Origin of the sequence: Frigoribacterium sp. VKM Ac-2859 (assembly GCF_013204925.1) — a bacterium.
In the GTDB taxonomy this organism is placed as follows: Bacteria; Actinomycetota; Actinomycetes; order Actinomycetales; family Microbacteriaceae; genus Frigoribacterium.
Genome location: NZ_JABMLC010000002.1, coordinates 770,419 through 795,202, shown reverse-complemented (window position 1 = coordinate 795,202; position 24,784 = coordinate 770,419). Strand labels below are relative to the sequence as shown.

General features: G+C 70.8%; 21 protein-coding genes. 16 read left to right on the top strand and 5 right to left on the bottom strand.

What is annotated here, in order from left to right; all coding sequences use genetic code 11:
* Positions 1-28: 28 nt before the first annotated feature.
* The 6 genes from HQQ78_RS11555 to HQQ78_RS15935 all read left to right on the top strand — a co-directional run bounded on the left by HQQ78_RS11555 (position 29) and on the right by HQQ78_RS15935 (position 6,785).
* The gene (locus HQQ78_RS11555) at positions 29-2,545 is read left to right on the top strand and encodes a nitrous oxide reductase family maturation protein NosD (protein ID WP_173153391.1); all 2,517 of its coding nucleotides are present in this window, start codon (positions 29-31) and stop codon (positions 2,543-2,545) included.
* Positions 2,546-2,665: 120 nt separating this feature from the next.
* Complete coding sequence (tsaB, locus tag HQQ78_RS11550) at positions 2,666-3,340, top strand: tRNA (adenosine(37)-N6)-threonylcarbamoyltransferase complex dimerization subunit type 1 TsaB (protein ID WP_173153389.1); 675 nt, start codon at positions 2,666-2,668, stop codon at positions 3,338-3,340.
* A 2-nt stretch (positions 3,341-3,342) separates the two neighbouring features.
* Entirely contained in the window at positions 3,343-3,876 is a 534-nt protein-coding gene (gene rimI, locus HQQ78_RS11545) for a ribosomal protein S18-alanine N-acetyltransferase (protein ID WP_173153387.1), read from the top strand.
* 86 nt (positions 3,877-3,962) lie between these two features.
* Entirely contained in the window at positions 3,963-5,000 is a 1,038-nt protein-coding gene (gene tsaD, locus HQQ78_RS11540; RefSeq protein ID WP_173154850.1) for a tRNA (adenosine(37)-N6)-threonylcarbamoyltransferase complex transferase subunit TsaD, read from the top strand.
* Positions 5,001-5,118: 118 nt separating this feature from the next.
* Positions 5,119-5,523, top strand: coding sequence for a DUF4190 domain-containing protein (locus HQQ78_RS11535; RefSeq protein ID WP_123571267.1), 405 nt, complete (start codon positions 5,119-5,121; stop codon positions 5,521-5,523).
* A 179-nt stretch (positions 5,524-5,702) separates the two neighbouring features.
* A complete protein-coding gene (locus tag HQQ78_RS15935) occupies positions 5,703-6,785 on the top strand; it encodes a DUF4190 domain-containing protein (RefSeq protein WP_254065148.1) in 1,083 nt (360 codons plus the stop codon).
* 149 nt (positions 6,786-6,934) lie between these two features.
* On the opposite strand, the gene HQQ78_RS11525 is transcribed toward HQQ78_RS15935, so the two are convergent.
* Positions 6,935-8,128: a class I SAM-dependent methyltransferase gene (locus HQQ78_RS11525; protein WP_173153385.1), complete on the bottom strand. Its 1,194-nt coding sequence runs from the start codon at positions 8,126-8,128 to the stop codon at positions 6,935-6,937.
* Positions 8,129-8,272: 144 nt separating this feature from the next.
* Between HQQ78_RS11525 and groES the strand changes: the two genes are divergently transcribed.
* The 3 genes from groES (at position 8,273) to HQQ78_RS11510 (ending at position 11,231) form a co-directional block, all read left to right on the top strand.
* Complete coding sequence (gene groES / locus HQQ78_RS11520) at positions 8,273-8,569, top strand: co-chaperone GroES (RefSeq protein WP_043595988.1); 297 nt, start codon at positions 8,273-8,275, stop codon at positions 8,567-8,569.
* 196 nt (positions 8,570-8,765) lie between these two features.
* Positions 8,766-9,746, top strand: a complete 981-nt coding sequence (gene rarD / locus HQQ78_RS11515) for an EamA family transporter RarD (protein WP_173153382.1) — start codon at positions 8,766-8,768, stop codon at positions 9,744-9,746.
* A 162-nt stretch (positions 9,747-9,908) separates the two neighbouring features.
* A complete protein-coding gene (locus HQQ78_RS11510; protein ID WP_056043452.1) occupies positions 9,909-11,231 on the top strand; it encodes an ABC transporter substrate-binding protein in 1,323 nt (440 codons plus the stop codon).
* 532 nt (positions 11,232-11,763) lie between these two features.
* Here the strand turns inward: HQQ78_RS11510 and HQQ78_RS11505 are convergent.
* From HQQ78_RS11505 to HQQ78_RS11490, 4 genes are all read right to left on the bottom strand, one after another.
* On the bottom strand, positions 11,764-12,486 hold the full coding sequence (locus HQQ78_RS11505; protein WP_173154847.1) for an ABC transporter ATP-binding protein: 723 nt from the start codon (positions 12,484-12,486) through the stop codon (positions 11,764-11,766).
* 80 nt (positions 12,487-12,566) lie between these two features.
* Complete coding sequence (locus HQQ78_RS11500) at positions 12,567-13,682, bottom strand: ABC transporter ATP-binding protein (RefSeq protein WP_123571475.1); 1,116 nt, start codon at positions 13,680-13,682, stop codon at positions 12,567-12,569.
* Positions 13,683-13,725: 43 nt separating this feature from the next.
* The gene (locus HQQ78_RS11495; protein ID WP_056043448.1) at positions 13,726-14,709 is read right to left on the bottom strand and encodes a branched-chain amino acid ABC transporter permease; all 984 of its coding nucleotides are present in this window, start codon (positions 14,707-14,709) and stop codon (positions 13,726-13,728) included.
* Between the two features lie 12 nt (positions 14,710-14,721).
* Entirely contained in the window at positions 14,722-16,077 is a 1,356-nt protein-coding gene (locus HQQ78_RS11490) for a branched-chain amino acid ABC transporter permease (RefSeq protein WP_233568456.1), read from the bottom strand.
* 359 nt (positions 16,078-16,436) lie between these two features.
* On the opposite strand from HQQ78_RS11490, the gene guaB reads away from it, so the two are divergent.
* From guaB to HQQ78_RS11455, 7 genes are all read left to right on the top strand, one after another.
* Positions 16,437-17,939 carry an IMP dehydrogenase gene (guaB, locus tag HQQ78_RS11485; RefSeq protein ID WP_173153376.1) on the top strand — a complete coding sequence of 501 codons (1,503 nt, stop codon included), beginning with the start codon at positions 16,437-16,439 and terminating at the stop codon, positions 17,937-17,939.
* A gap of 47 nt (positions 17,940-17,986) precedes the next feature.
* Complete coding sequence (locus HQQ78_RS11480; RefSeq protein WP_056043439.1) at positions 17,987-19,108, top strand: GuaB3 family IMP dehydrogenase-related protein; 1,122 nt, start codon at positions 17,987-17,989, stop codon at positions 19,106-19,108.
* 61 nt (positions 19,109-19,169) lie between these two features.
* Positions 19,170-21,029 (top strand): glycerol-3-phosphate dehydrogenase/oxidase, encoded by a 1,860-nt coding sequence (locus tag HQQ78_RS11475; RefSeq protein WP_082460137.1) that lies wholly within the window; start codon positions 19,170-19,172, stop codon positions 21,027-21,029.
* Positions 21,030-21,230: 201 nt separating this feature from the next.
* Positions 21,231-21,761, top strand: coding sequence for a cation:proton antiporter regulatory subunit (locus HQQ78_RS11470; protein ID WP_043595745.1), 531 nt, complete (start codon positions 21,231-21,233; stop codon positions 21,759-21,761).
* A 4-nt stretch (positions 21,762-21,765) separates the two neighbouring features.
* Complete coding sequence (locus HQQ78_RS11465) at positions 21,766-23,277, top strand: cation:proton antiporter (protein ID WP_173153373.1); 1,512 nt, start codon at positions 21,766-21,768, stop codon at positions 23,275-23,277.
* A 55-nt stretch (positions 23,278-23,332) separates the two neighbouring features.
* Positions 23,333-24,184, top strand: coding sequence for an SURF1 family cytochrome oxidase biogenesis protein (locus HQQ78_RS11460; RefSeq protein ID WP_173153370.1), 852 nt, complete (start codon positions 23,333-23,335; stop codon positions 24,182-24,184).
* Positions 24,185-24,259: 75 nt separating this feature from the next.
* Positions 24,260-24,700 (top strand): DUF3817 domain-containing protein, encoded by a 441-nt coding sequence (locus tag HQQ78_RS11455; RefSeq protein ID WP_043595742.1) that lies wholly within the window; start codon positions 24,260-24,262, stop codon positions 24,698-24,700.
* The last annotated feature ends 84 nt before the right edge of the window (positions 24,701-24,784 follow it).

The following is a 24,784-nucleotide window of genomic DNA, read 5'->3' as shown; positions in this document are numbered from 1 at the left end:
ACACCTTCCCTTGATGAAAGCAGTGACGATGCCCAGCGCCCCCGAGCACCGCCTCTCTCCGCCCGTCCGCGTCCGCACCGCCGTGGGTGCCCTGGCCACGGCCCTCGCCGTCGTGGCCGGGGTCCTCGTCCCGGTCGCCAGCGCCTCCGCGGCCCCGACCACGGTCGCCACCGACTCGTCGGCGCGCACGTCGACCACCGGTTGGGGGTCCGCCGACAAGGGAGGGGCCTGGTCGACCTGGTCCGGTCCGTCGAAGGCGTCCTTCACGGTCGGGTCCGGCACCTCCACCATCTCGAACCTCGCTCCCGGTTCGAGCGCGACGGCGACCCTCGCGAGCGTGTCGGTCAAGGACGTCGAGGTCGAGGGCACGGTCTCCCTGCCGAAGACCAAGGCCGGCTTCTACCAGGGCTGGGAGCTCCGTCGCCAGGGTGACGGCTCCGCCTACCGAGGCCGACTGGAGTCGGGCAGCTCGGGCAAGGTGGCCCTCGCGGTGACCAAGGTGAAGAAGTCCGGCGAGACCCTGCTCGGCCGCGTCGCCCTTCCCGCCAGCGTGACTCCGGGTTCGACCCTGGCCGTCTCGTTCCGGGCCGAGGGCACGACCGCCGTCGCCCTCAAGGGCAAGGCCTGGGTCGACGGTTCCGCCGAGCCGGGTTGGCAGCTCGCCGTCTCGGACTCCGCGGCGGACCGCGTCTCGCAGGGCGGGTCCGTGGGCCTCTGGCAGTACGCCAGCGCCGGCAACACGGCCCGCTCGAGCACGTCGTTCGACGACCTCGTCGTCATCGGCAGCCCGTCGGACGCCACGCCGGCGCCCACGCCCACGCCCACGCCGACGCCGACGCCGACGCCGACGCCCACGCCCACGCCTGCACCTGCTCCTGCACCTGCTCCTGCGCCTGCTCCGGCACCCGCGCCCGAGGTCGCTCCCGCCGGCTCGCGGGGTTCGCTCCCCGTCGGCTCGGCCTCCTACCCCGTTCCCTCGGGCGCGATCGTCGTGTCGCCGTCCGGCGACGACGGCGCGGCCGGAACGCAGGCGGCGCCGCTGCGCACCCTCGCGGCAGCCGTCGCCAAGGCGAAGTCCGGGGCGACGATCGTCCTCCGTGCCGGCACCTACAACGAGAGCGTCGTCGTGCCCTTCCAGAAGAAGGTCACGATCCAGTCCTACCCCCGCGAGGCCGTCTGGCTCGACGGCTCCGTCCCGGTCACGTCGTGGTCGCGGTCGGGTTCGGGGTGGAGCACCCCGTGGTCGGCGTTCCCGTCGTCGGTCATGGACAACGTGGCGGACAACCCCCGCTTCGTGTCGCCGTCCTTCCCGCTCGCCGCGCGTCCCGACCAGGTCTTCCTCGACGGGGTGCAGCTCACCCAGGTGACGCCCGACCGTCTCGTCCCGGGCACCTTCGCGGCCGACCCGGGCTCCGGCCGCATGCTGATCGGCAGCGACCCGGCCGGTCACTCGATCCGCATCAGCAACAAGCCCCAGGCGATCTGGGTGCAGTCGCCCGACACGACGGTTCGTGGCTTCGGCGTCCGGGGATACGCGACCCCCTACGCCGAGCGAGGCGCCATCCGCCTGGGCAACACCGGGGCGACGGCCGAGAACCTCGTGATCCAGGACAACGCCATGATCGGCATCAACCTCGAGAACAACGGTGGCACCCTGTCGAAGCTGACGGTCGAGCGCAGCGGCCTGCTCGGCATCGGCACCAACGCCTCGTACGACCTGAGCATCACCGACTCGGTGATCCGTCAGAACAACTGGCAGCGCTTCAAGGAGGCGCCGGTCTCGGGCGGCATCAAGATCACGCGATCACGCGGCGTCACCGTGTCGAACAACGACATCAGCCGCAACTACAGCTCGGGTCTCTGGCTCGACGAGTCCGTCTACGACAGCAAGGTCATCGGCAACACGGCCGAGGGCAACGAGTGGACGGGCATCCAGCTCGAGCTCTCGAGCAAGGCCGTCGTCGCCGGCAACACCATCACGGGCGGCAAGGCCGGACTGCAGATCTTCAACACCGACGACGTCCGCGTCTACAACAACTCGATCGGCGGCTTCAGCCAGTTCGGCATCAAGGTCACGCAGGACGAACGTCGGCAGGCCACGGCCTCCACCGGCCAGGACCGTCGCCGTCCGTTGCCCGACCCGACGGTGACCTGGGTCACGGGCAAGATCACCATCGCCAACAACGCCTTCGGCAGTGGTGGTTCGTACCAGATCTTCGTCCTCGACGGCAAGACGAACCGGTCGGCCGACTCCATGGGCATCACGGTGACGGGCAACGCCTTCAACCAGCGACGCACCACGGCGCAGGCGACGCTCGTCGGCTGGGGGGCCGGGGACAACAAGACCGTGACCCGTCTCGACTCGGTCGCCGCCCTGTCGGCCAAGAACGGGTCGTGGCGCAACGTCGAGACGTCCGGGGTGCTCGACCTCGGCGGCATGGGCAGCCTGCTCGCCTCGTCGCTCGGCATCGTGTCCACCCTGCCGGCGGACGTCGCGGCGCTCCTCGGGCAACCCGGGACCGCCCGCCGCATCGGCGCCTTCTGATCGACCGACGACGCCCGGCACCTCGTGGTGCCGGGCGTCGTCGCGTCCGGTCCGGGGTCGATCGGGCGACCGGTCGAGGAGGCGCGGGTCGCCTCGTCGACACCGCCTACGATTGACCCCGTGATCCTGGCCATCGACACCTCCGCCGGCTCGTCCGTCGCCGTCGTCGACCGCGACGGCGGCGTCCTCGCCGAGCACACGGTCGCCGACACCCGGCGACACGCCGAGGTGATCGGCCGTCTGATCGACGACGCCCTGCGCGAGGCCGGCGTGACCCCGTCCGAGCTCTCGGCCGTGGTGGCCGGTCGGGGCCCGGGCCCCTTCACCGGCCTGCGCGTCGGCATCGCCGCCGCCCGGGCCTTCGCCTTCGGTGCGGGGGTGCCGTGCCTCTCGGTCGGCAGCCACGACGCCGTCGCGTTCGAACGGCTCTCGGCGGCGGCGGGCCGTTCCGTCGGCACCGCCGGCGGGTCCGTCGACTCGCCGCTCGTCGTCGTCACGGACGCCCGTCGCCGCGAGGTGGCACACAGCTCGTGGTCGGGGCTCGACGACGACGGCCTGCCCGTGCTGGTGGCCGGCCCCGCCCTCGTGAGGCCGGCCGACCTCGACGAGGCGACCGGCGCCTCCTCGTCCTGGCCGCGCACCGACCCCGACGTGACGACGGTCTCGGCGGCCGCGCTGGGAATGCTCGCCGAGCGGCTCTTCGAGCACGGCCGCGCCTTCGCCGCCGCCGAGCCGCTGTACCTGCGCGAACCCGACGTCACCCCGTCGGCCGGCCCGAAGCCGGTCACGCAGTGAGCGTGCTGCTGCGCACGGCCACCCTCGACGACCTCGACGGCATCATGGCCATCGAGACGTCGACGTTCCTCACCGACGCCTGGTCGCGGGCGAGCATGACGCACGAGCTCACCGCCCCCGGCGGTCGCTACCTGGTCGCCACGGCCGAGGGCGACGACACCACCGTCATCGGTTACGCGGGCATGCTGGCGCTGAAGGGGGCTCCCGAGGCCGACATCCAGACCATCGCCGTCCTCGCCGAGCACCAGGGGCGTGGGCTCGGACGGGCGATGCTGACCCAGCTGCTCACCGAGGCACGTCACGGCGGGGTGCGCGAGGTGTTCCTCGAGGTGCGGGCCGACAACCCCGGGGCGCAGCACCTCTACGAGACGCTCGGCTTCGAGCGGATCGCCGTCCGCGCCCGGTACTACATGCCCGACGGGGTCGACGCGGTCGTCATGCGACTGCGCGTCCCGCCGGCCGTCACCGAGACCACCGCAGGCCCCCTCGAGCCGATCGACGACGTGCCCCTCGACGAACAGGACGTCCGCCCGTGACCGCCACCCGCGCCTCCTCGTCCGCCGTCGCCGAGCCGGCCGCCGCCGAGCAGGCGGCCACCGAGCCCGCCGTCCGCGAGCCGCTCGTGCTCGGCATCGAGACCAGCTGCGACGAGACCGGCATCGGCATCGTCCGCGGCCGCACCCTCCTCGCCAACGTCATCTCGTCGTCGATGGACGAGCACGCCCGCTACGGCGGCGTCGTGCCCGAGGTCGCCGCGCGCGCACACCTCGAGGCGCTCGAGCCCGCCCTCGCCGCAGCGCTCGCCGAGGCCGGCGTGACGACGGCCGAGCTCGACGCGATCGCCGTGACGAGCGGACCCGGGCTCGCCGGGGCGCTCATGGTCGGCGTCGGTGCCGCCAAGGCCCTCGCCCTGGCGACGGGCAAGCCCCTCTACGCCGTGAACCACCTCGTCGGCCACGTCGGGGCGGACGTGCTCCGCGCCGACGGCAGCGAGCTCGAGTTGCCGACCATCGCGCTGCTCGTCTCGGGCGGTCACACCTCGTTGTTGCACGTGCGCGACCTCGTCGACGACGTCGAACTGCTCGGCGAGACGATCGACGACGCCGCGGGTGAAGCGTTCGACAAGGTGGCCCGCCTGCTCGGCCTGCCCTACCCCGGCGGGCCGCAGATCGACCGCGTCGCCGAAGGCGGCGATCCGAGGGCCGTCCGCTTCCCGCGCGGGCTGACCCTCCCGAAGGACCTCGCGAAGCACCGGTACGACTTCTCGTTCTCGGGGCTGAAGACGGCCGTCGCCCGGTGGGTCGAACAGCGTCGCAGCGAAGGAGGCGCGGTGCCCGTCGCCGACGTCGCCGCCAGCTTCCGCGAGGCCGTCGCCGACGTCCTGCTCACCAAGGCCCTCGCGGCCTGCGCCGACCGGGGCGTCCCCCGCCTGCTGCTCGGCGGGGGAGTCGTCGCCAACGCCCGCGTGCGCGAGCTCGCGGCCGAACGCTGTGCGGCGGCGGGGGTCGAGCTGCGCGTGCCGCCCCTCTCGCTCTGCACCGACAACGGCGCCATGATCGCGGCACTCGGTGCCGAGCTCGTGTCGCGGGGTCGGGCGCCCTCGCCTCTCGACTTCGGGGCCGACTCGACGCTGCCCGTGACGACGGTCCAGGCCGTCTGAACCCCGCTGCGGGGCCCGGGCGACCGGCCCCCGGTCGCCGGTCATGGGCCGCCGATAGCATGGGCGCTCGACCGACCGCGGCCGTCACCGGCCGACCCTCAGCAGAAGGACGTCTCCGATGACCGACCAGAACCCCGCCCCCCACGGCCAGCCCTCTCCGCAGAATCCCTACCAGGGCCAGCAGCCGGCCTACCCGGGGCAGCCCTCCGGTGGTCAGCCCTCTTACCAGGGGCAGAACGGCGCTCGTCCCGGTCAGCGCAACACCCTCGCCCTCGTGTCGATGATCCTCGGCATCGCGGGCTTCGTGACCTCGATCACGGCCATCGGTGCCATCGTGACCGGCCACATGGCGTTGAGCCAGATCAAGAAGCGGGGCGAAGAGGGCCGGGGGATGGCCCTGACGGGGCTCATCCTCGGCTACGTCGTCGTGGCGCTGACGATCCTGACGATCATCCTGCTCTTCGTCGTCTTCGGTGCGATCGCCAGCAACCCCGACCTCTACGACGGCAGCTACAACTCCTGAGGCCGCGGGCGCGCCCCCATGGGCGACGCCTCCCAGGGGCCGCTCATCGGCGGCCTCGCTAGCATGACGGGGTCCGCACCGGACGGTGCGGGCCCTTTCGTGTCCCGGGACGCGACCGTCACGGGTGTGACCGGCCGCCCCGATGGCACGACCGACGCACCGCTCGCGAAAGGCAGCTGATGGCCACCGACGACACCACCCCCGAGAAGCCGTCCTCGGCGCCGACCGCGCCCTCGGCTCCGACGCCGCCCGCGGCACCCACCGCGCCCCCGACGCGCCCGACCGAGGGTGGCGACGGGGCCACCGCCTCACCGCCGCTGCCTCCCACCGCCTTCCCGGGAGCCGCGTCCCAGCAGCCGTCGTCCCAGCCGCCCGCGTCGTCGCCCTACGCCGGGGCCGGCGTGCCGCCGACGGGGTCGGCGCCGTACGGGGCACCCCAGGGCGCCCCGGCGCCGCAGTCCCGTCCGGGTCAGGTCCCGCCGGGTGCTCCTCAGCCGCCCCGGCCGCCCTACGGCCAGCCGGGTGCACAGCCGCCGGCGGGGTACGGGCAGCAGGGCTACGGGCAGCAGGCGCAGAACCGGCCGCAGGGCTACGGGCAGCAGCCCGGGTACGGCCAGCAGCCGGGGTACGGCCAGCAGTCTCAGGGGCAGCGGCCTGGCTACGGGCAGCCACAGGGGCAGCCCTCGGGCCAAGGCCAGCCTCAGGGCCAGCAGCCGGGGTACGGCCAGCCTCAGGGCTTCGGCCAACAGCCCCAGGGCTACGGCGAACAGCCCCAGGGGCAGCAGCCGTCCGGGCAGTCCGGTGCGCCGTACGGTCAGCAGTCGTTCGGCCAGCAGGGTCAGCCCGTCGGACAGTACGGTCAGCAGCCCTACGGCCAGCAGGGCCAGCCCGGCGGAGCGTACGGCCAGCAGGGCCAGCCCGGCGGAGCGTACGGCCAGCAGGCCTACGGCTCGCCCTACCCGCCGTACGCCTCGGCCGGCGCCGCACAGCCCCCGCGCCTCCTCAGCCTCCTGGCGATGATCGGCTCGATCGCCGGTCTCGTGCTCGCGCCCGTCACCTTCGGGCTCTCGATCGTGGCGTCCATCGCGGGCATCGTGCTCGGGCACCTGGGCATGTCGCGTGAGCGTCCCGCGAGGGGGTTCTGGCTCACCGGGCTCATCGTCGGCTACGCCGGCGTCGTGCTCATCGTGATCGGCTGGATCGCCTTCGGCCTCTTCATCGCCGGCTTCTCGTCGGGTTCCGACTACTACGGCGGGTACTGAGTCCGGCTCCACCCCGGTGGGGCACGAGTGGGCAGGAGGCGTCGCCGCAGGGGCGAGAAGCGTCTTCTGCCCACTCGTGCGTCACCACGAGGGCGCGACGGCGGGGGCCGGCAGCAGCGAGACCCGCCGCTCTCGCGTCCCGCCCGGCGTCAGACCAGGCGCTCGCAGAGCAGGGCGGTGTGCCGCCCCGCGACCCGGGTGAGGACGAGGGTCGCCGACCCGGTCCCCTGCAACGAGAGTCGCTTGCGGAACGTCGCGGGGTCGACGTCGACTCCGCGCTTCTTGATCTCGAGACGCCCGATGCCCCGGGCCCGCAGCTCGCGCTTCAGCGTCCGCTCGTCGAGCGGGAACGTCTCGAGCACGCGGAATCCCTGCGCGAAGGGGGTGTCGACCCGCGCCTCCGTCGTCAACCAGGCGATGTCGCGACTGATCATCCGGGCGTCGATCGAGCGGGCCAGGTCGCCGATGAGGCGTGCCCGGATCACGGCGCCGTCGGGTTCGTAGAGGTACTCGCCGAGGTCGCCCGGGTCGACGTCGTCCGAGTCGGCGGCGGCCGTCAACTCCGACGCCCCGGAGGCGCCGATCACCAGGGCGGACCGGCCCACTCCCGGCCGCGCGAGCGGCCCGAACCACACGCCCACCTCGACCACGTCGCGGTCGACCGAGATCCACTGGCATTCGGCGTCCGTCGGCAGCAGCTCGCGGTCGACGCCCGGACCGAGCTTGACCCCGGTGGGCAGGCGGTCGGCGAAGCCGAAGGCGACGTCGAGGCCGGGGGACCAGTCGGCCGGATCGGCGAGGCGCTTGGTGGCGGTGTGGCCGGACGTCCGTCGCGCCGGGTCGAGGAAGACCCCCTCGACGCCTGCGAGGTCGGTCGTGGCGGCGTCCCCCTGCTCGACCCGTGACGACGGCCACGGCGCGAGGTTGTACGAGGCGACGGCCGCGGTCACCTCGTCGCGGTCGACGGCGAGCACGTCGAGGTCGAGTGCGGCGAAGGCCAGGGCGTCGCCCCCGATGCCGCAGCCCAGGTCGGCGACGCTGCCGATCCCCGCCGCGGCGTAGCGTCCGGCGTGGCGGGCGGCGACCGGGAGGCGCGTGGCCTGTTCGAGGCCCGCCTCGGTGAACAGCATGCGGCTCGCGAACTCGCCGAACTTGGCCACGGCCCGGCCGCGGAGCCGGGCCTGCGTGAGCACCGCCGACACGAGGGCGGGGGAATGGCCTTGCTTGCGCAACGCGGCCACCGTGCCGACGACGTCGTCACCGGAGGCGCCGCCCGCCGGCAGCGAGTCGAGCAGCCGCAGCCCCTCGGGCGAGAGGACTTCGAGCAGCTCGGAGGAATCCATGTCGTCCAGTGTGACGCACGCGGGCAGACGCGTTGGCACTCGGATTGACCGAGTGCCAGTCTCGTCCTACAGTTGTTCTGGCACTCGCCCCCGGCAAGTGCCAGCCCCCATGTTTTCGTAGCACCGAGAAAGAAGAGGTCACCCGTGTCGGTCAGCATCAAGCCGCTCGAAGATCGCATCGTCATTCGTCAGGTCGAAGCCGAGCAGACCACTGCTTCGGGTCTCGTGATCCCCGACACCGCCAAGGAGAAGCCCCAAGAGGGTGAAGTGGTGGCGGTCGGCCCGGGCCGCATCGACGACAACGGCAACCGCGTGCCGCTCGACGTCGCCACCGGCGACAAGGTCATCTACAGCAAGTACGGCGGAACCGAGGTGAAGTACGGCGGAGAAGACCTCCTCGTGCTCTCGGCCCGCGACGTCCTGGCGGTCATCGTCCGCTAGCACCCCGGCACGGCTCCGGCCGTGCTCCGCGACCCCGGTCGCCGTCCCGAAGGCCCCTGCTCCGGCAGGGGCCTTCGCCGTGTCGGCACCGTGTCGGCCGACGAGGGCCCGTCCCCAGGCGTCGTCGTCCGTCGATCGATCCACGGTGGCAGGAGTGGCCGTTCCGGCGGCGGGCGCAGCCACCTAGAGTCGCCTGGTGACCTCGACCCGCGCCTCCTCGTCCCCCTCCGCCCCGACCTCGGGGCTCGGCGTCGACGGGGCCGGCGGGGCGGGCCTCGCCTACGCCCTGGGGGCCTACGGGCTCTGGGGCGTCCTGCCGGTGTACTTCCTGCTGCTGGCCCCGGCCGGCCCGTTCGAGATCGTCGCCTGGCGGGTGCTCTTCTCGCTCGTCTTCTGCGCGGTGCTGCTCGTCGTGACGGGGGCGCTGCGCTCGTTCCTGGCCCTGCTGCGACAGCCGCGCCTGGTGGCCACCATGGGGGTGGCCGGCGCGTTCATCGTCGTCAACTGGACGGTCTTCATCTCGGCGACGCTCAGCGGGCACGTGGTCGAGGCGGCGCTCGGGTACTTCTTCAACCCGATCGTCACCGTCCTGCTCGGCGTGGTCGTGCTGCGCGAGCGTCTCCGCACGACCCAGTGGGTGGCCGTCGGGCTGAGCGCCGTCGCCGTCCTCGTGATCGCCGTCGGGGCGGGCCGGCCGCCGTTCATCTCGCTCGTCCTCGCGTTCTCGTTCGGGCTCTACGGCCTGGTCAAGAAGCAGGTCGGCGGTCGGGTCGACGCGGTCGGCGGGCTCACGCTCGAGACGCTCTGGATCGCCCCCTTCGCAGCCGTCACCCTGATCGTGCTGCACGTGACGGGCCTCGGCGGCGGCGTCGTGCTCGGCACCGTGAGCGTCGGGCACACCCTCGCCACGATCGGCACGGGCGTGATCACGGCCGTGCCCCTGTTGCTCTTCGCTTCGGCGACGCGTCGATTGCCCCTGACGACCGTGGGGTTGACCCAGTACGTCGCTCCCGTGCTGCAGTTCGTCGTGGGGGTCGTCGTGCTCGGCGAGCACATGTCGACCGCGCGGTGGGTCGGCTTCGCCATCGTCTGGGTCGCATCGATCGTGCTGACCGTCGACATGGTCCGTGCGGGGCGACGATCACGCCGGCCCCTCGCCGTGGCCCCGACCGCCTAGAAGCGACCATCCCTCGCAAAGTCACGAATGGCTAACGAAACGTCACTTTGACGTCGAGAACACACGCCAGAAACATTCGACCCCTAGTTTCGGACCAATCGCGGCAGGTTCGACCGCCACCGGTCGGGCTGCACTGCCGCTGTCCACGAAAGGGTTCCACGGATGATCCGATCCAGCACCGCCCTCCGAGCACTGGCTCTCGCCGGCGCAGCCTCCGTGCTGCTCGCTGCCTGTTCGACGGCATCTCCCTCTGACGACGCCTCGTCGTCGTCGTCGGCCAAGGCCGATCCCGCCGCCAAGTGCGAGGTCGGTACGCCCAGCACCGATCCCTTCGCGATCGGCACCATGCTGCCGCTGACCGGAACCCTGGCCTACCTCGGCCCGCCCGCCATCGCGGGCGCCAACCTGGCCATCAGCGACATCAACGCCGCCGGCGGCGTGCTCGACCAGCCGGCCGAGATCTCGACCAGCACCGACTCGGGCGACAGCAACGACATGACCGTGTCGAGCAACGCCGCGACGCAGCTGATCGACGCGAAGGTACCCGTCGTGCTCGGTGCCGAGTCGTCGAGCGTCACGCTCAACGTGGTCGACCAGCTCACCAGCAACTGCATCATCGAGATCTCGCCCGCCAACACGGCGAGCTCGCTCAGCGGCTACTCGTCCTACTACTACCGCACCGCTCCGCCGGACTCGGTGCAGGGCTCGGCGCTCGGCCAGCAGATCACGGCCGACGGCAACGCCAACGTCGCGTTCCTCGTCTTCAACGACACCTACGGCACGGGTCTGCGCGACTCGACGCAGAAGTCGATCGAGAGCTCGGGCGGCACCGTCGTCTACGGCGGCACCGGCAAGGGCGAAGAGTTCCCTCCCGGTCAGACCACCTTCTCGTCCGAGGTGTCGGCGGCCATCGCCGCTGAGCCCGACGCGATCGTCATCCTGGCTTTCGACGAGACCAAGTCGATCGTGCCCGAGCTGAAGAGCCAGGGCTGGGACATGAGCAAGGTCTACATGTCCGACGGCAACACGGCCGACTACAGCGCCGACTTCGAGCCCGGCACCCTCGCGGGTGCCAAGGGCACGATCCCCGGTGCCGACGCGAGCGCCGACTTCAAGTCGAAGCTCGTGGCCGGCTACAAGGCGAGCGAGGGCGGCGACCTGGCCGACTTCTCGTACGCGGCCGAGTCGTACGACGCCGTCATCCTGACCGCTCTCGCGGCACAGGCCGGTGGCGGCACCGACGCCGGGACGATCCAGGCCAACATGGCCGCGGTCTCCGGCGCCGACGGCGGCACCGAGTGCACGACGTACGCGGACTGCAAGACCGCGCTCGACGCCGGTGACGACATCCACTACACCGGCCCGTCGGGCATCGGAGCGTTCAACGACAACAACGACCCGTCGTCCGCCTCGATCGGCGTCTACACGTTCGACGACGACAACAAGCCCGTCTACCAGACCGGCATCGAGGGCAAGGTCGAATAACGGCACCTCGCACCACCCGGGGCCCGGCACGAGTCATCGTGCCGGGCCCTTCGGCGTGCCGAGGGGCGCCGTGTCGGGTCTCGGCCCCGGCCGCGCACCTGTCCGCCCCACACCTCGTCACACCGCGTTTCGTGCACCGCACCGCGTCGAGACCGGGTGCGCTGCACGAAACGCGGTGTGCACGACGGCACGTCCCGGCGCCAAGGCCCTTCTGCGTGCCAGGGAGGCGCGGAGGCGGGGCGCAGGACGGTCGCGACGTCCGCGCCCTCCGGGGCCGCGCCTCCTCGTCCCCTGGCCCCACCGGGCGTGCGTCGCACTCCCTCCGCACCGCGTCTCGTGCACCGCACCGCGTCGAGACCGGGTGCACTGCACGAAACGCGGCGCGCAGCACCCGCGTCCCCGACGCCAGCGCCCGACGCCGGCGCCCGACGCCGGCGCCCGACGCCGGCGCCCGGCCCCCGGCGCCGGACGCACGCACGAGGCCCCGACCACGCCGGGGCGTGATCGGGGCCTCAGGGCACCACCGGGGGCGTCAGGACGCGTCGACGTCCTTCGCCAGGGTGCCGAGGTAGAGCTCGATGACCTTGGGGTCGTCGGCCAGCTCGCGGCCGGTGCCCGAGTAGGCGTTGCGGCCCTGGTCGAGGACGTAGCCGCGGTCGCAGATCTGCAGGCAGCGGCGGGCGTTCTGTTCGACCATGATCACCGAGACGCCGGCCTTGTTGATGCGGCGGGTGCGGATGAACGTCTCGTCCTGGCGCACGGGCGACAGGCCGGCGGACGGCTCGTCGAGCAGCAGCACCTTCGGGTCCATCATCAGGGCCCTGGCCATGGCGACGGACTGCCGTTCACCGCCCGAGAGCGAGCCGGCACGCTGGCCGCGACGGTCGGCGAGCACCGGGAACAGGTCGTAGATGACCTCGAGGCGTTCGGTGAACTTCTTGGGCCGCAGGAACATGCCCATCTGCAGGTTCTCCTCGATGGTGAGCGAGGGGAACACGTTGTTGGTCTGCGGGACGAAGCCGACGCCCGCCTCGACCAGCTTGTTGGCCTTGAGGTTCGTGATGTCGGTGCCGCCGAGCGTGACCGATCCCGAGTGGATCTTGACCTGGCCGAAGAGCGCCTTGAGCAGCGTGGACTTGCCGGCGCCGTTCGGGCCGATGATGCCGATCAGTTCGCCCGGGTAGCAGACGAGGTCGCACCCGTTGAGGATGTTGACGCCGGGCAGGTAGCCCGCGACGAGGTCCGTGGCGTTCATCACCGGCTCGACGCCCCCGAACTTCTCGGTGCCCGGGTGCTTGGCCGCGGTGGTGGCGCCCGCGCCGTCCTGTGCCGTGCTCATCGCTTGTCTCCGCTCTGCCGTCCGTCGGACAGCTGGTCGTCGGCCGCGTTCGTGGCCTGCGGGGTCGAGGGGTCGGGGTGGCCGGGCAGGTCGCGTCCGGCGACGCCGCCCGTCGACGAGGAGGCGCTGGTCGCCTCGGCCGCGCGGGCCGCGTCCTCGCGTGCCACCTCTTCTTCGAGTTGTTCGAGCGTGGCGTCGTCGAGCAGCGAGTCGTCGCCCAGGTCGGTGTCGTGGTGCGCGCCCAGGTAGGCGTCGATGACGGCCTGGTCGTCCATGACCGTGTCGGCCGGGCCCTCGGCCACGATGCGACCCTCGGCCATGACGATCACCCAGTCCGAGATGTGGCGGACCATGTGCATGTCGTGCTCGACGAAGAGCACCGTGGTGCCGTCGTCGCGCAGGCTCTGGATGTGCCCCAGCAGCGACTGCGTCAGCGCCGGGTTCACGCCGGCCATCGGCTCGTCGAGCATGATCATGGCCGGGTCGCTCATCAGGGCACGGGCCATCTCGAGCAGCTTGCGCTGGCCGCCCGAGAGGCTGCCGGCGAAGTCGTCCTTCTTCTCGAGCAGCTTGAACCGGGCGAGGAGGTCCTCGGCCTTGGCCTCGATCTCGCGCTCGCGCTTGCGCCAGAGCGGCGCGACGATCGCGACGAAGAAGTTCTCCCCGGGCTGGTCCTTCGCGCCCAGCAGCATGTTCTGCATCACCGTGAGCCGCGAGAGCGCCTTGGTGAGCTGGAACGTGCGCACCATGCCCGAGCGGGCGACCTTGGCGGCGCCGACGTTGCCCATGGCCTTGCCCTCGAACACCCATTTCGCGACGCCCGGGCCGCTGCGCTTGAACGCCGTGGGGGCGGACGAGGCCTTGTCGAAGCCGGTCAGCAGGTTGAAGAAGGTCGTCTTGCCGGCGCCGTTGGGGCCGATCAGCGCCGTGATGGCACCGCGCTGCACCTCGACGTGGCCGACGTCGACGGCGGTCATGCCGCCGAAGCGTCGGACGACGTTGTCGACCGTGAGGATCGGGTCGGGCTTGGCCGACCCGGGGGTCCGCTCGACGGTGGTGAGCTTCGAACGCAGGACGCTGCGGTCGTAGTCGTAGCCCTCGCGTCGGGGCAGCGTGCTGCCGCTCGGGGCCGGTCCGTTGGTGGTGCTCGAGGTGTCAGACACTGAACGCCAACTCCTTCTTCTTTCCGAGGATGCCCTGTGGCCTGAAGATGATCAGCAGCATGAGAGCGATGCCGACGAGGATGTACGAGAACTGCTCGGCCTGCTGGCCGTTCATGATGCTCGACGGGATGAAGTCGCCGGCGAGGGTGCGCACCAGCAGGCGGGTGACGAAGAACAGGATCGCTCCGAGCACCGGGCCGAAGACGGTGGCGGCACCACCGAGCAGCAGGGCCGTCCAGATGAAGAAGGTCATCGACCGTCCCATGCTGTCGGGCTGCACCGAGCTGGGCAGCACGTAGATGATGCCGGCGAGCGACCCCATCAGCGCGCCGAGCACGAGCGCCTGCATCTTGTACGAGTAGACGTTCTTGCCGAGGCTGCGCACGGCGTCCTCGTCCTCACGGATGCCCTTGAGCACGCGGCCCCACGGGCTGCGGCTGAGCAGGAAGACCAGGAGGCTGAGGAGGGCGACGATGCTCCAGCCGGCGATGCGGATCCACCAGCCGTTGACGCCGTTGTTCTCGTAGGTGAACCACAGGATCGTCGTCTGGCCGTCGGGCAGCGGCGAGAGGGCGGTGAAGGCCTCGCGGTACGAGGCCCCGGGGATGCCGTTCGAGCCACCCGTCGTGGTCGTCAGGATGCTCGACCGTCCCACGTACCGGATGATCTCGGCAGAACAGATGGTGACGATGGCCAGGTAGTCGCCCCTCAGCTTCAGCGTCGGCACGCCGAGGATGAGCGCGAAGACCAACGAGCAGAGCAGGGCGATGATGACGGCGAGCCCGAGGGGCAGGCCGTTGCTGATCGAGATGGCGAAACCGTAGGCACCGAGCAGCAGGAACGCCGCCTGGCCCATGTTGATCAGGCCGGTGAAGCCGAAGTGGATGTTCAGGCCGATCGCCGCGATGGCGAAGGCGGCCGTCGTGGGCGCGAGGGCCTCGGCGCTCAGCGCCCGCAGGAGTTCGATGAAGTACATGGTCGTGTCCCCTTAGCCCACTCGTTCTTTTCGCCCGAAGATGCCCTGTGGTCTGAACACGAGGATCAGGATCAGGATCAGCAGCGCCGTCGCGTACTTGAAGTCGCCGGGCAGCCAGATGTTGGTCAGCTCGACGATGATGCCGATGATCAGCGAACCGACCAGGGCCCCGAAGGCCGTGCCGAGGCCGCCCAGGGTGACGGCGGCGAAGATCAGCAGCAGGATCTGCAGGCCGGTCATCCAGTTGACGCCGTTGAGCACGAGGCCGAGCATGACGCCCGAGAGGCCGGCCAGGCCGGCGGCCAGCGTCCAGACCAGGCGGATGATGCGGTCGACGTCGATGCCCGAGGCCGCGGCGAGGGCCGGGTTGTCCGACACGGCGCGGGTGGCGCGGCCGGTGCGGGTCTTCAGCAGGAACAGTCCCGTGCCGACCAGCACGACCACCGAGATCGCCATGGCGACGTACGACTGGACGGTGAGGGTCACGCCGAGGAAGTCGACGGTGGTCGGGTTGTCGCGGTCGATGCGCACGGTGCCGGCGCCGTAGAAGTACTGGAAGGCGTACTGCAGGGCGATCGAGAGGCCGATGGTCACGATCATCAGCTGGGTGAGGCTGAGTCGGCGCTTCCGCAGGGGTTTCCAGATCGCGAGGTCCTGCAGGTAGCCCGTCGCCGCACAGATCACCGTGCTGAGCACCGCGGCCAGGATCAGCGGCACCCCGATCGAGGTGAACGAGTAGGCCAGCAGACCGCCGAGGGTCACCTGCTCGCCGTGCGAGAAGCTGCTGAGGCCCGTCGTGCCGTAGATCAGCGACAGGCCGATGGCGGCGAGGGCGAGCAGCAGGCCGAGCCGGATGCCCGAGGCGAACTGCTGAGCGAAGCGGTCCCAGTTGAAGCTCGACGCGGTCGCGGCGCCGCTCGTGGCGCCTTCCTCGGCGGTGAGGGCGAACAGGGCGCTCGCCGTGGCGCCGAGGTTCACGGTCACGGTGCGCTCGGCGTTGTCGGCGTTCACCAGGAACTGGCCGTCGGGCAGGGTGTCCTGGTCGACCGTCACGGTGTAGCTGCCGGCCTCGGTCACCGCGATGCTCCACCGACCGGTGTCGTCGGTGGTCGCGGTCTGCTCGTCGCCGGTCGCGTTCGTCGCGATCACGTCGACGCCCGAGGCGGGCTCCCGCTCGCTGTCGTTGATCGTTCCCTGGATGCAGCCGGTCGTCGCGTCGGTGGTGCAGGCGGCGGCCGCGGCGTGGGCGGCCGTCGGGGCGAAGGCCCCCATGAAGGTCGCCAGGAGTCCGAGCAGTACGGCGGAGGCCGTCACGATCAGGGACTGCCGCAGCCGTGGCCGCGACGCGATGGTCGTCGAGAGTCTCACAAAACCTCCTGGTGGGAAGCGCCCCGTCGAGATTCGGGCGGTCTCGTTCTGCTCCCGGGGCGTCGTCGTCGCTGACAGTAACTCCGCTGTGTGTCGAGCATGTTTCAGGTGCGCGACGGAGTGGAGTCGGTACAGAATCCCCCATGTCGAGCGAGAATCACGAATCTTCCGTGTGTCGGATCGGTAACGGTGCCGTTCCGTTGCGTCCCGGGGGGCCGCGCGCGCCTCCTCGGCGATGCGGCGGGTGCGCCGCCGAGAGGAATGCAGGAGGCGCGGGCTGGGTTAATATCGACTACCGGGCTCGACGGCGATCCGGTGCCAACCCACCCACCCTCATCTCGCTCCTTCGAAGGGGACTCATGGACCAGCCGGACCCGTTCGGATTCATCGGACTCACCTACGACGACGTCATGCTGCTTCCGGGCCGCACCGACGTCATCCCGAGCGAGACCGACACCTCGTCGCAGCTCACCAAGCGCATCCGGGTCGCGGTGCCGCTGCTCTCGGCCGCGATGGACACCGTGACCGAGTCGCGCATGGCCATCGCCATGGCGCGCCAGGGCGGCATCGGCATCATCCATCGCAACCTCTCGATCGCCGACCAGGCCGCGCACGTCGACAAGGTCAAGCGCAGCGAGTCGGGCATGATCACCAACCCCGTCACGACGACGCCCGACGCCACGGTGGCCGAGGTCGACGCGCTCTGCGGGCAGTTCCGCGTCTCGGGCCTGCCGGTCGTCGAGGCCGACGGCACGCTGGTCGGCATCATCACGAACCGCGACATGCGATTCGTCTCGCCGTTCGAGATGTCGACGACGCTCGTCCGCGACGTCATGACGAAGGCGCCGCTGATCACCGCGCCCGAGGGCGTCGACCCCGACTCGGCGATCGCCATCTTCGCGCAGCACAAGATCGAGAAGCTTCCCCTGGTCGACGAGGCCGGGCACCTGCGCGGCCTCATCACCGTCAAGGACTTCGACAAGAGCGAGAAGTACCCCGACGCCACGAAGGACGACGAGGGCCGCCTGCGGGTCGGCGCCGCGATCGGCTTCTTCGGCGACGCGTGGGAGCGCGCCAGCGCCCTGCGCGACGCGGGGGTCGACGTGCTCGTGGTCGACACCGCCAACGGCGAGAGCTCGGGCGAGCTCGACATGATCCGTCGCATCAAGGCCGACCCGAGCTTCGCGCACATCGACGTCATCGGCGGCAACGTCGCCACGCGCAGCGGCGCCCAGGCCCTGATCGAGGCCGGCGCCGACGCCATCAAGGTCGGCGTGGGCCCGGGTTCCATCTGCACCACCCGCGTCGTCGCGGGAGTCGGCGTGCCCCAGGTCACGGCCGTCTACGAGGCGTCCCTCGCCGCTCGCGAGGCCGGGGTCCCGGTCATCGCCGACGGCGGGCTGCAGTACTCGGGCGACATCGCCAAGGCCCTGGTGGCCGGCGCCGACACGGTCATGCTCGGTTCGCTGCTCGCCGGCTGCGACGAGAGCCCGGGCGACCTGGTCTTCGTCAACGGCAAGCAGTTCAAGAACTACCGCGGCATGGGCTCGCTGGGTGCGATGCAGACGCGCGGCAAGAACACGTCGTACTCGAAGGACCGCTACTTCCAGGCCGACGTGCCGAGCGACGACAAGCTCATCCCCGAGGGCGTCGAGGGTCAGGTGCCCTACCGCGGCGCGCTCAACAACGTCGTCTACCAGCTCAGCGGTGGTCTCCGTCAGTCGATGTTCTACGTCGGGGGCCGCACCGTGGCCGAGCTCAAGGCGAACGGCAAGTTCGTCCGGATCACCGCCGCCGGCCTGAAGGAGAGCCACCCGCACGACCTGCAGATGGTCGTCGAGGCCCCCAACTACCGCCGGTGATGCCGCCGGGCCGGGGGCGCGACCCCCGGCTCCGGTAGGGTGGCACGGTGACTGAGGTAGAGATCGGCGTCTCCAAGCGAGCCCGCCGCGCGTACGCGTTCGACGACATCGCCATCGTTCCGAGCCGGCGTACGCGCGACCCGCGCGACGTCTCGGTCGGGTGGTCGATCGACGCGTTCCAGTTCGAGTCGCCGGTCATCGCCGCTCCCATGGACTCGGTGGTCAGTCCGGCCACGGCCATCCGCATCGGCCAGCTCGGCGGCCTCGGCGTCCTCGACCTCGAGGGCGTCTGGACGCGCTACGACGACCCCGAGCAGGTGCTGGCCGAGATCCGCGAGCTCTCCGACGACGACTCGGTCGCCCGCATGCAAGAGATCTACAGCGAGCCGATCAAGCCCGAGCTCGTCCGCGACCGCCTCGCCGAGATCCGCGCCGCCGGGGTCACCGTCGCAGGCGCCCTCAGCCCGCAGCGCACCCAAGACCTGTACCAGACGGTCGTCGACGCCGGCGTCGACCTCTTCGTCATCCGGGGCACGACGGTCAGCGCCGAGCACGTCGCGAAGAACAGCGAGCCGCTGAACCTCAAGAAGTTCATCTACGAGCTCGACGTCCCCGTCATCGTCGGTGGCGCCTCGACCTACACCGCCGCCCTGCACCTGATGCGCACCGGTGCCGCCGGCGTCCTCGTCGGGTTCGGGGGCGGCGCAGCCAGCACGACCCGCGCCTCCTTGGGCATCCACGCTCCCATGGCGAGCGCCGTGGCCGACGTGGCGGGCGCGCGCCGCGACTACCTCGACGAGTCGGGCGGCCGCTACGTGCACGTCATCGCCGACGGGGGCCTGGGCACCTCGGGCGACCTGGTCAAGGCGATCGCCTGCGGCGCGGACGCCGTCATGCTGGGTGCCGCGCTGGCCCGCGCCGACGACGTGCCCGGCGGTGGCTACCACTGGGGCGCCGAGGCGCACCACCCCGAACTGCCCCGCGGCCGACGCATGCACGTGGGCACGATCGGCTCGCTCGAGAAGATCCTCTACGGTCCTGCCACGACGGTCGACGGCACGTCGAACATCATGGGCGCGCTGCGTCGTTCCATGGCGACCACCGGCTACAGCGACCTGAAGGAGTTCCAGCGCGTCGAGGTGGTTGTGGCCCCCTACCAGCCTCACTAGCGTTTGATGGGGTGGTCCGGTCGAGAGACCGGGCCGACCGAATCCAACGATGGAGGCTCGCATGGCCAAGTCCGCGTCCGTTTCGCTCTCCACGAAGCTCGGCCCCGACGAACGGGCCGCAGCCGTCGAGGCGTTGAAGACGAAAGAACTCGACATCCTCGTGATCGGGGGTGGCATCGTCGGTGCGGGTTCCGCGCTCGACGCCGTGACCCGCGGGTTGAGCGTCGGCATCGTCGAGGCCCGTGACTGGGGCTCCGGCACGTCGAGTCGCTCGTCGAAGCTCGTGCACGGTGGCATCCGCTACCTCGAGCAACTGAACTTCCGTCTCGTGCGTGAGGCACTGATCGAGCGTGGCCTGCTGCTGCAGCGCCTGGCACCGCACCTGGTGAAGCCCGTGCGGTTCCTCTACCCGCTCAGCAAGCCGGTCTACGAGCGGTTCTACATCGGTGCCGGCATGGCGCTCTACGACATCTTCAGCTGGACCGGTGGCCGCCCGCCCGGCGTCCCCCACCACCGTCACCTCACCAAGACGCAGGTGCTCCGGGCCATCCCGAGCCTGTCCAAGGACGCGGTCGTCGGCGGCCTCACCTACTACGACGCCCAGGTCGACGACGCCCGGTACGTCTCGTCGCTGGTGCGCACCGCGTCGAGCTACGGCGCCCACGCGGCGAGCCGCATCCGGGTCGAGGGCTTCGTCAAGGTGGGCGAGCGGGTCGTCGGAGTGAAGGCGCACGACTACCAGACCGGCGAGCACTTCGAGATCCGCGCCAAGCAGGTCGTCAACGCGACCGGCGTCTGGACGGACGACACGCAGGCCATGGTCGGCGAGCGGGGTCAGTTCAAGGTGCGGGCGTCGAAGGGCGTGCACCTCGTGGTGCCGCGCGACCGCATCCACTCCGACATGGGCATGATTTTCCGCACCGAGAAGAGCGTCCTGTTCGTCATCCCGTGGGGCCGTCACTGGCTCGTCGGCACGACCGACACTGACTGGGACCTCGACAAGGCCCACCCCGCGGCGACGGCGGCCGACATCGACTACATCCTCGAGCACGTCAACAAGGTCATGGCCGTGCCGCTCACCCGGGCCGACGTCGAGGGCGTCTACGCCGGTCTGCGTCCGCTGCTGGCGGGCGAGTCCGACCAGACGTCGAAGCTGTCGCGCGAGCACATCGTCGCCCACACCGTGCCGGGCCTCGTCGTCGTGGCCGGCGGCAAGTGGACGACCTACCGGGTCATGGCCGAGGACGCCATCGACGAGGCCGTCGCGGCCCTCGACGGCCGCATCCCGTCGAGCACCACGATGGAGATCCCGTTGATCGGCGCCGAGGGGTACCACGCGGCGTGGAACAAGCGCGGCAAGATCGCGAAGGCGTTCGGCGTGCACAAGGTGCGCATCGAGCACCTGCTCAACCGGTACGGCACCACGACGGACGAGATCCTCGACCTCATCCGCGACGACCCCTCGCTCGCCGAGCCCCTCCCCGGGGCAGACGACTACATCCGCGCCGAGGTCGTCTACGCCGCGAGCCACGAGAGCGCCCTGCACCTCGAGGACGTCCTCGCCCGCCGCACCCGCATCTCGATCGAGGCGTGGGACCGGGGTGAGTCCGCCGCGCCCGTCGCCGCCAAGCTGATGGCGGGCGTGCTCGGCTGGAGCGACGACGAGGCCGAGGCCGAGGTGGCGAACTACCTCAAGCGGGTCGCGGCCGAGCGGGCGAGCCAGCTCGAGCCCGACGACGAGTCGGCCGACCGCGTCCGCCTCGAGGCGCCCGACATCACCTTCGGCTTCGACGAGGACGACATGGTCGTCGCCGGTGCCGACCAAGGAGGCGCGCCCAAGCCGGGCGAGGAGGTCACCGAGCCCGCGGGCACGCCGGGCGACGACACCTCGGCGGGCAGCCCGGGCGGCCGCCAGGGCTGATGCCCGGTCGCTCGCGCGACCACCTGCAGGAGGCGCGGTGCCCGTTCGTCGGGCACCGCGCCTCCCGCGGTTCCTCCGTCCGCGGACGCGGGAACACCTGTGGAGGGTGACGGGTTGTCCCCACCGTGAGCAGCCCGGCTGCCGCGGCCGAACCCGCCGCTAGGCTGAGACGACTGCCCCCGAGTCCACTGGAGACGAACCATGGTTGACGTGCGTCGAGTCAAGCTCCCCGGCGTGGGTGTGCTGCACACCTTCATCACCGACGACGGCGGCAAGTGCGGTGTCATCACGCACCGCTCGGGTCACAGCGACCTCATCACGTTCAGCGACGACGTCGACGGCGACCACGTCAAGAAGGTCTCGCTGCGCCTCAGCGAGGACGAGGCGCACACGCTCGCCGAACTGCTGGGCGGCACGCGCATCACCGAGTCGCTCTCGGCCCTCGACCAGATCCCCGGCCTCAGCATCGACTGGTTCACGGTCGACTACGACGACCACATCGCCGGTCAGCCGCTCGGCGACCTCGGCGCCAAGGGCGTCGTCGGCCTGACCGTCGTGGCGGTCGTCCGGGGCGACGCGGCCAACCCGGCGCCGTCGGGCGACTTCAAGGTGTTCCCCGGTGACACGCTCGTCGTGGCCGGTTCACCCGAGAAGGTCGCCAAGGCGTTCTCGTTCTACCGCACGGGCGAGCTCAAGCACCGCTCGCCGGTCGACGCCCCGCCCGGGGGCTAGGCCGATGCACCTGGGTGAAGAGCTGATCGTCCTCGGCATCCTGCTGCTGATCGCGTACGTGCTCGGCCGTGCCGGCAAGCTGATCGGCCTGCCGTCGATCCCGATCTACATGATCGTCGGCCTGCTCGCCAGCACGAACACGGGGTGGTTCCCGCTCAGCTTCGAGTCCGACAACATCGAGTTGATCGCCATCTTCGGGTTGATCCTGTTGCTGTTCAACCTCGGCCTCGAGTTCGACCAAGACGAATTCTTCTCGAACGCGGGGCGGCTCATCGTCTCGGGCGGCAGCTACATCGCCATCAACATGGGCGTCGGGCTGATCTTCGGCTTCATGCTCGGGTGGGGCACGCGCGAGGCGCTGATCATCGCGGGCATGACGGCGACGTCCTCGAGTGCGATCGTCACCAAGCTGCTGATCGAGTTGAACCGCCTGGCGAACCGCGAGACGCCGATGATCCTCGGCGTCACGGTCGTCGAAGACATCTTCATCGCCATCTATCTCGCGATCGTGTCCGTCGTGCTCAGCGGCGAGACCGACCCCGGGCCGGTGATCCTGAAGCTCGGCATCGCCTTCGCGTTCCTCGTCGTGATGTTCGGCGTGGCCCGATGGGGTGGTCGCGTCGTCTCCCGGCTCATGCGCACACGTGACGACGAACTCTTCACCGTGCTGTTCTTCGGGCTGGCCGTGCTCTTCGCCGGACTCGGCGAGGTGCTCGGGGTGACCGACGCGATCGGCGCGTTCCTCATCGGCCTGATCATCGGGGCCACGAAGTTCCGCAACCGGGTCGAGCAGTTCGCCCTGCCCATGCGCGACGTCTTCGGGGCGTTCTTCTTCCTGAACTTCGGCCTCGGGCTCAACCCGGCCCTGTTCCCGAGCGTGCTCGGCCCCGTGGCCATCGCCGTGGGCATGACCGTGCTGCTCAACGTGGGTGCCGGGCAGTTCGTCGCGTGGCTCAACAAGCTGGGGCCGCAGGCGGGCATCAACACCACGGTCATCCTGGTCAACCGGGGCGAGTTCGCGTTGATCCTGGCGACCTTGTCCGCGGGTGCGGGTCTCGACGAGCGGTTGCAGCCCTTCGCCGGTCTGTACGTGCTGATCATGGCGGTGCTCGGGCCGGTCCTCGCCTCGAACAGCGAGCGCATCGGCTCGGTGCTGTTGCGGTCGCGCAAGAAGGCCGAGCGTGCCGAGGCCGAGGCCCGTCGTCTCGAACGCGAGGCGCGCAGCGGTGACGAGATCGCCCTGATGGAGGCCGCCCTCGCCGGTGACGACCTCGACCAGGCCGAGGTCACCGAGGACGACGACGAGCGCGAGACCGAGCGGGTCCGGGCCGGTGCCGCGCGGGCCGCCGCAGGCCGGGTCGACACCACGCGACACGGGGCCGACGCCGATGCCGACGCGGACGACGACCTGGACGACCTCGACGCGATGGACGCCGACGAGGCCCGCATCTGGGCCGAGCAGGCGGGCCAACAGAGCGACCAGCGGGCCACGCGCCGACGCGACCCCGAGTACTGAACCGCTCGCCGTCGTCCCAGCGGGTTCGTGGGCGACGCGAGGTACGATCGCCTCCGTGACCCAGACCGAGCAGCGCCCCGCCCTCCTCGGCGTCGACGGCGAACCGCTGCCCGCGACCATGTGGCACGTCGCCCGTCGACCCCGCTGGATCGCCCTGCTCGGCCTCGCCCTCGTCGTGGCGGCGATCTTCGCCTGGCTCGGGCACTGGCAGATCGAGCGCAGCGTCGAGAGCGTGCAGGTCGTCAACCCCGAGACCGAGACCAGCAAGGTGCTGTCGTCGGTCGCGACCCCGCAGACGCCCTTCGCCGATTCGCTCGGTGCCCAGCGCGTGTCCGTCACCGGTGAGTTCGACCCGGACGACTTCGCCGTCATCGGCGACCGCGTCAACGGTGGCGAGACCGGCTACTGGCTGATCGGCCGTTTCGTCGACGACGCCAACGGCGCCTCGCTGCCCGTGGGGCTCGGCTGGTCCGCGACCCGCGAGGGTGCCGAGGCCGCCGAGCCGTCCGTGGCCGCGACCTCGACCGTCACGGTCGAGGGCCGCTACTTCCCGTCCGAGTCGCCGACCGAGAGCGACTTCGAGAGCGGTGCGCAGACCGTCGTGTCCGTGGCCGCCCTGATCAACGAGTGGCCCGGCTTCGACGGCCAGGTCTACGGCGGCTACGTCGTCTCCGACTCCGCACCCGCGACGTTGAGCGAGATCGACTCCGCGCCTCCGGCGTCCGACGTGCAGTTCAACTGGCTCAACGTCTTCTACGCGATCGAATGGGTCGTCTTCGCCGGCTTCGCGGTCTTCCTCTGGTTCCGGCTCGTGCGCGACGCGTTCGAGCGCGAGCACGAAGAAGCCGAGGAGGCGCGGGCCGAGGCGGACGCGCGCGGCGCGACCCAGCCGACCCGCGCCTCCTGACCCCGCGCCTCCCGACCTTTCGACGTCGACAGGTGCCGTCCTGGCGCAGGGGTGGGCGCGGCTAGAATCGTCCCCATGCCTCTGAAGCCCCGGCAACGCGACATCCCGAAGATCCCGGGTGCCGTCAGGTTCTACAAGATCTCGGCGTACGTCACCGGCGTGATGCTGCTGCTGCTCATCTTCGAGATGCTGTTCAAGTACACGCCCCTGCAGCTCGAGATGCAGCTCGGCGGTCAGGGCGGGTTCCTCGTGCCGGTCGACTCGACCACGGGCTTCAACCTGTCGACCGCGATCCTCATCGCGCACGGTTGGCTCTACGTCGTCTACCTCTTCGCCGACTTCCGTCTCTGGAGCTTGATGCGGTGGCCGTTCTCGCGGTTCTTCCTCATCGCGCTCGGCGGCGTCGTGCCCCTGCTCTCGTTCTTCGTCGAGAGCCACATGACCAAGCTCGCGACGCGGCAGTACGAAGCCCTGACCGCCGAGACCACCCCCACGACAGAGGGAGCCCCCGCGTGACCGACGCACCCGAGACCGCCGAGGCGTCGGCGACGACCGCCGCCACGGCCCCCGCACCGGCCGACCGCGCGCCCGAGACCGCGC

What these genes read in the sequence shown, in the direction of transcription:
- HQQ78_RS15935 (WP_254065148.1), top strand. Translation starts at nt 5,703, where the DNA reads ATGGCCACCGACGACACCACCCCCGAGAAGCCGTCCTCGGCGCCGACC.
- HQQ78_RS11495 (WP_056043448.1), bottom strand. Translation starts at nt 14,709, where the DNA reads ATGTACTTCATCGAACTCCTGCGGGCGCTGAGCGCCGAGGCCCTCGCG.
- HQQ78_RS11505 (WP_173154847.1), bottom strand. Translation starts at nt 12,486, where the DNA reads ATGAACGCCACGGACCTCGTCGCGGGCTACCTGCCCGGCGTCAACATC.
- HQQ78_RS11475 (WP_082460137.1), top strand. Translation starts at nt 19,170, where the DNA reads ATGGCCAAGTCCGCGTCCGTTTCGCTCTCCACGAAGCTCGGCCCCGAC.
- HQQ78_RS11535 (WP_123571267.1), top strand. Translation starts at nt 5,119, where the DNA reads ATGACCGACCAGAACCCCGCCCCCCACGGCCAGCCCTCTCCGCAGAAT.
- HQQ78_RS11555 (WP_173153391.1), top strand. Translation starts at nt 29, where the DNA reads ATGCCCAGCGCCCCCGAGCACCGCCTCTCTCCGCCCGTCCGCGTCCGC.
- guaB (WP_173153376.1), top strand. Translation starts at nt 16,437, where the DNA reads ATGGACCAGCCGGACCCGTTCGGATTCATCGGACTCACCTACGACGAC.
- HQQ78_RS11455 (WP_043595742.1), top strand. Translation starts at nt 24,260, where the DNA reads ATGCCTCTGAAGCCCCGGCAACGCGACATCCCGAAGATCCCGGGTGCC.
- HQQ78_RS11510 (WP_056043452.1), top strand. Translation starts at nt 9,909, where the DNA reads ATGATCCGATCCAGCACCGCCCTCCGAGCACTGGCTCTCGCCGGCGCA.
- HQQ78_RS11465 (WP_173153373.1), top strand. Translation starts at nt 21,766, where the DNA reads ATGCACCTGGGTGAAGAGCTGATCGTCCTCGGCATCCTGCTGCTGATC.
- HQQ78_RS11470 (WP_043595745.1), top strand. Translation starts at nt 21,231, where the DNA reads ATGGTTGACGTGCGTCGAGTCAAGCTCCCCGGCGTGGGTGTGCTGCAC.
- HQQ78_RS11525 (WP_173153385.1), bottom strand. Translation starts at nt 8,128, where the DNA reads ATGGATTCCTCCGAGCTGCTCGAAGTCCTCTCGCCCGAGGGGCTGCGG.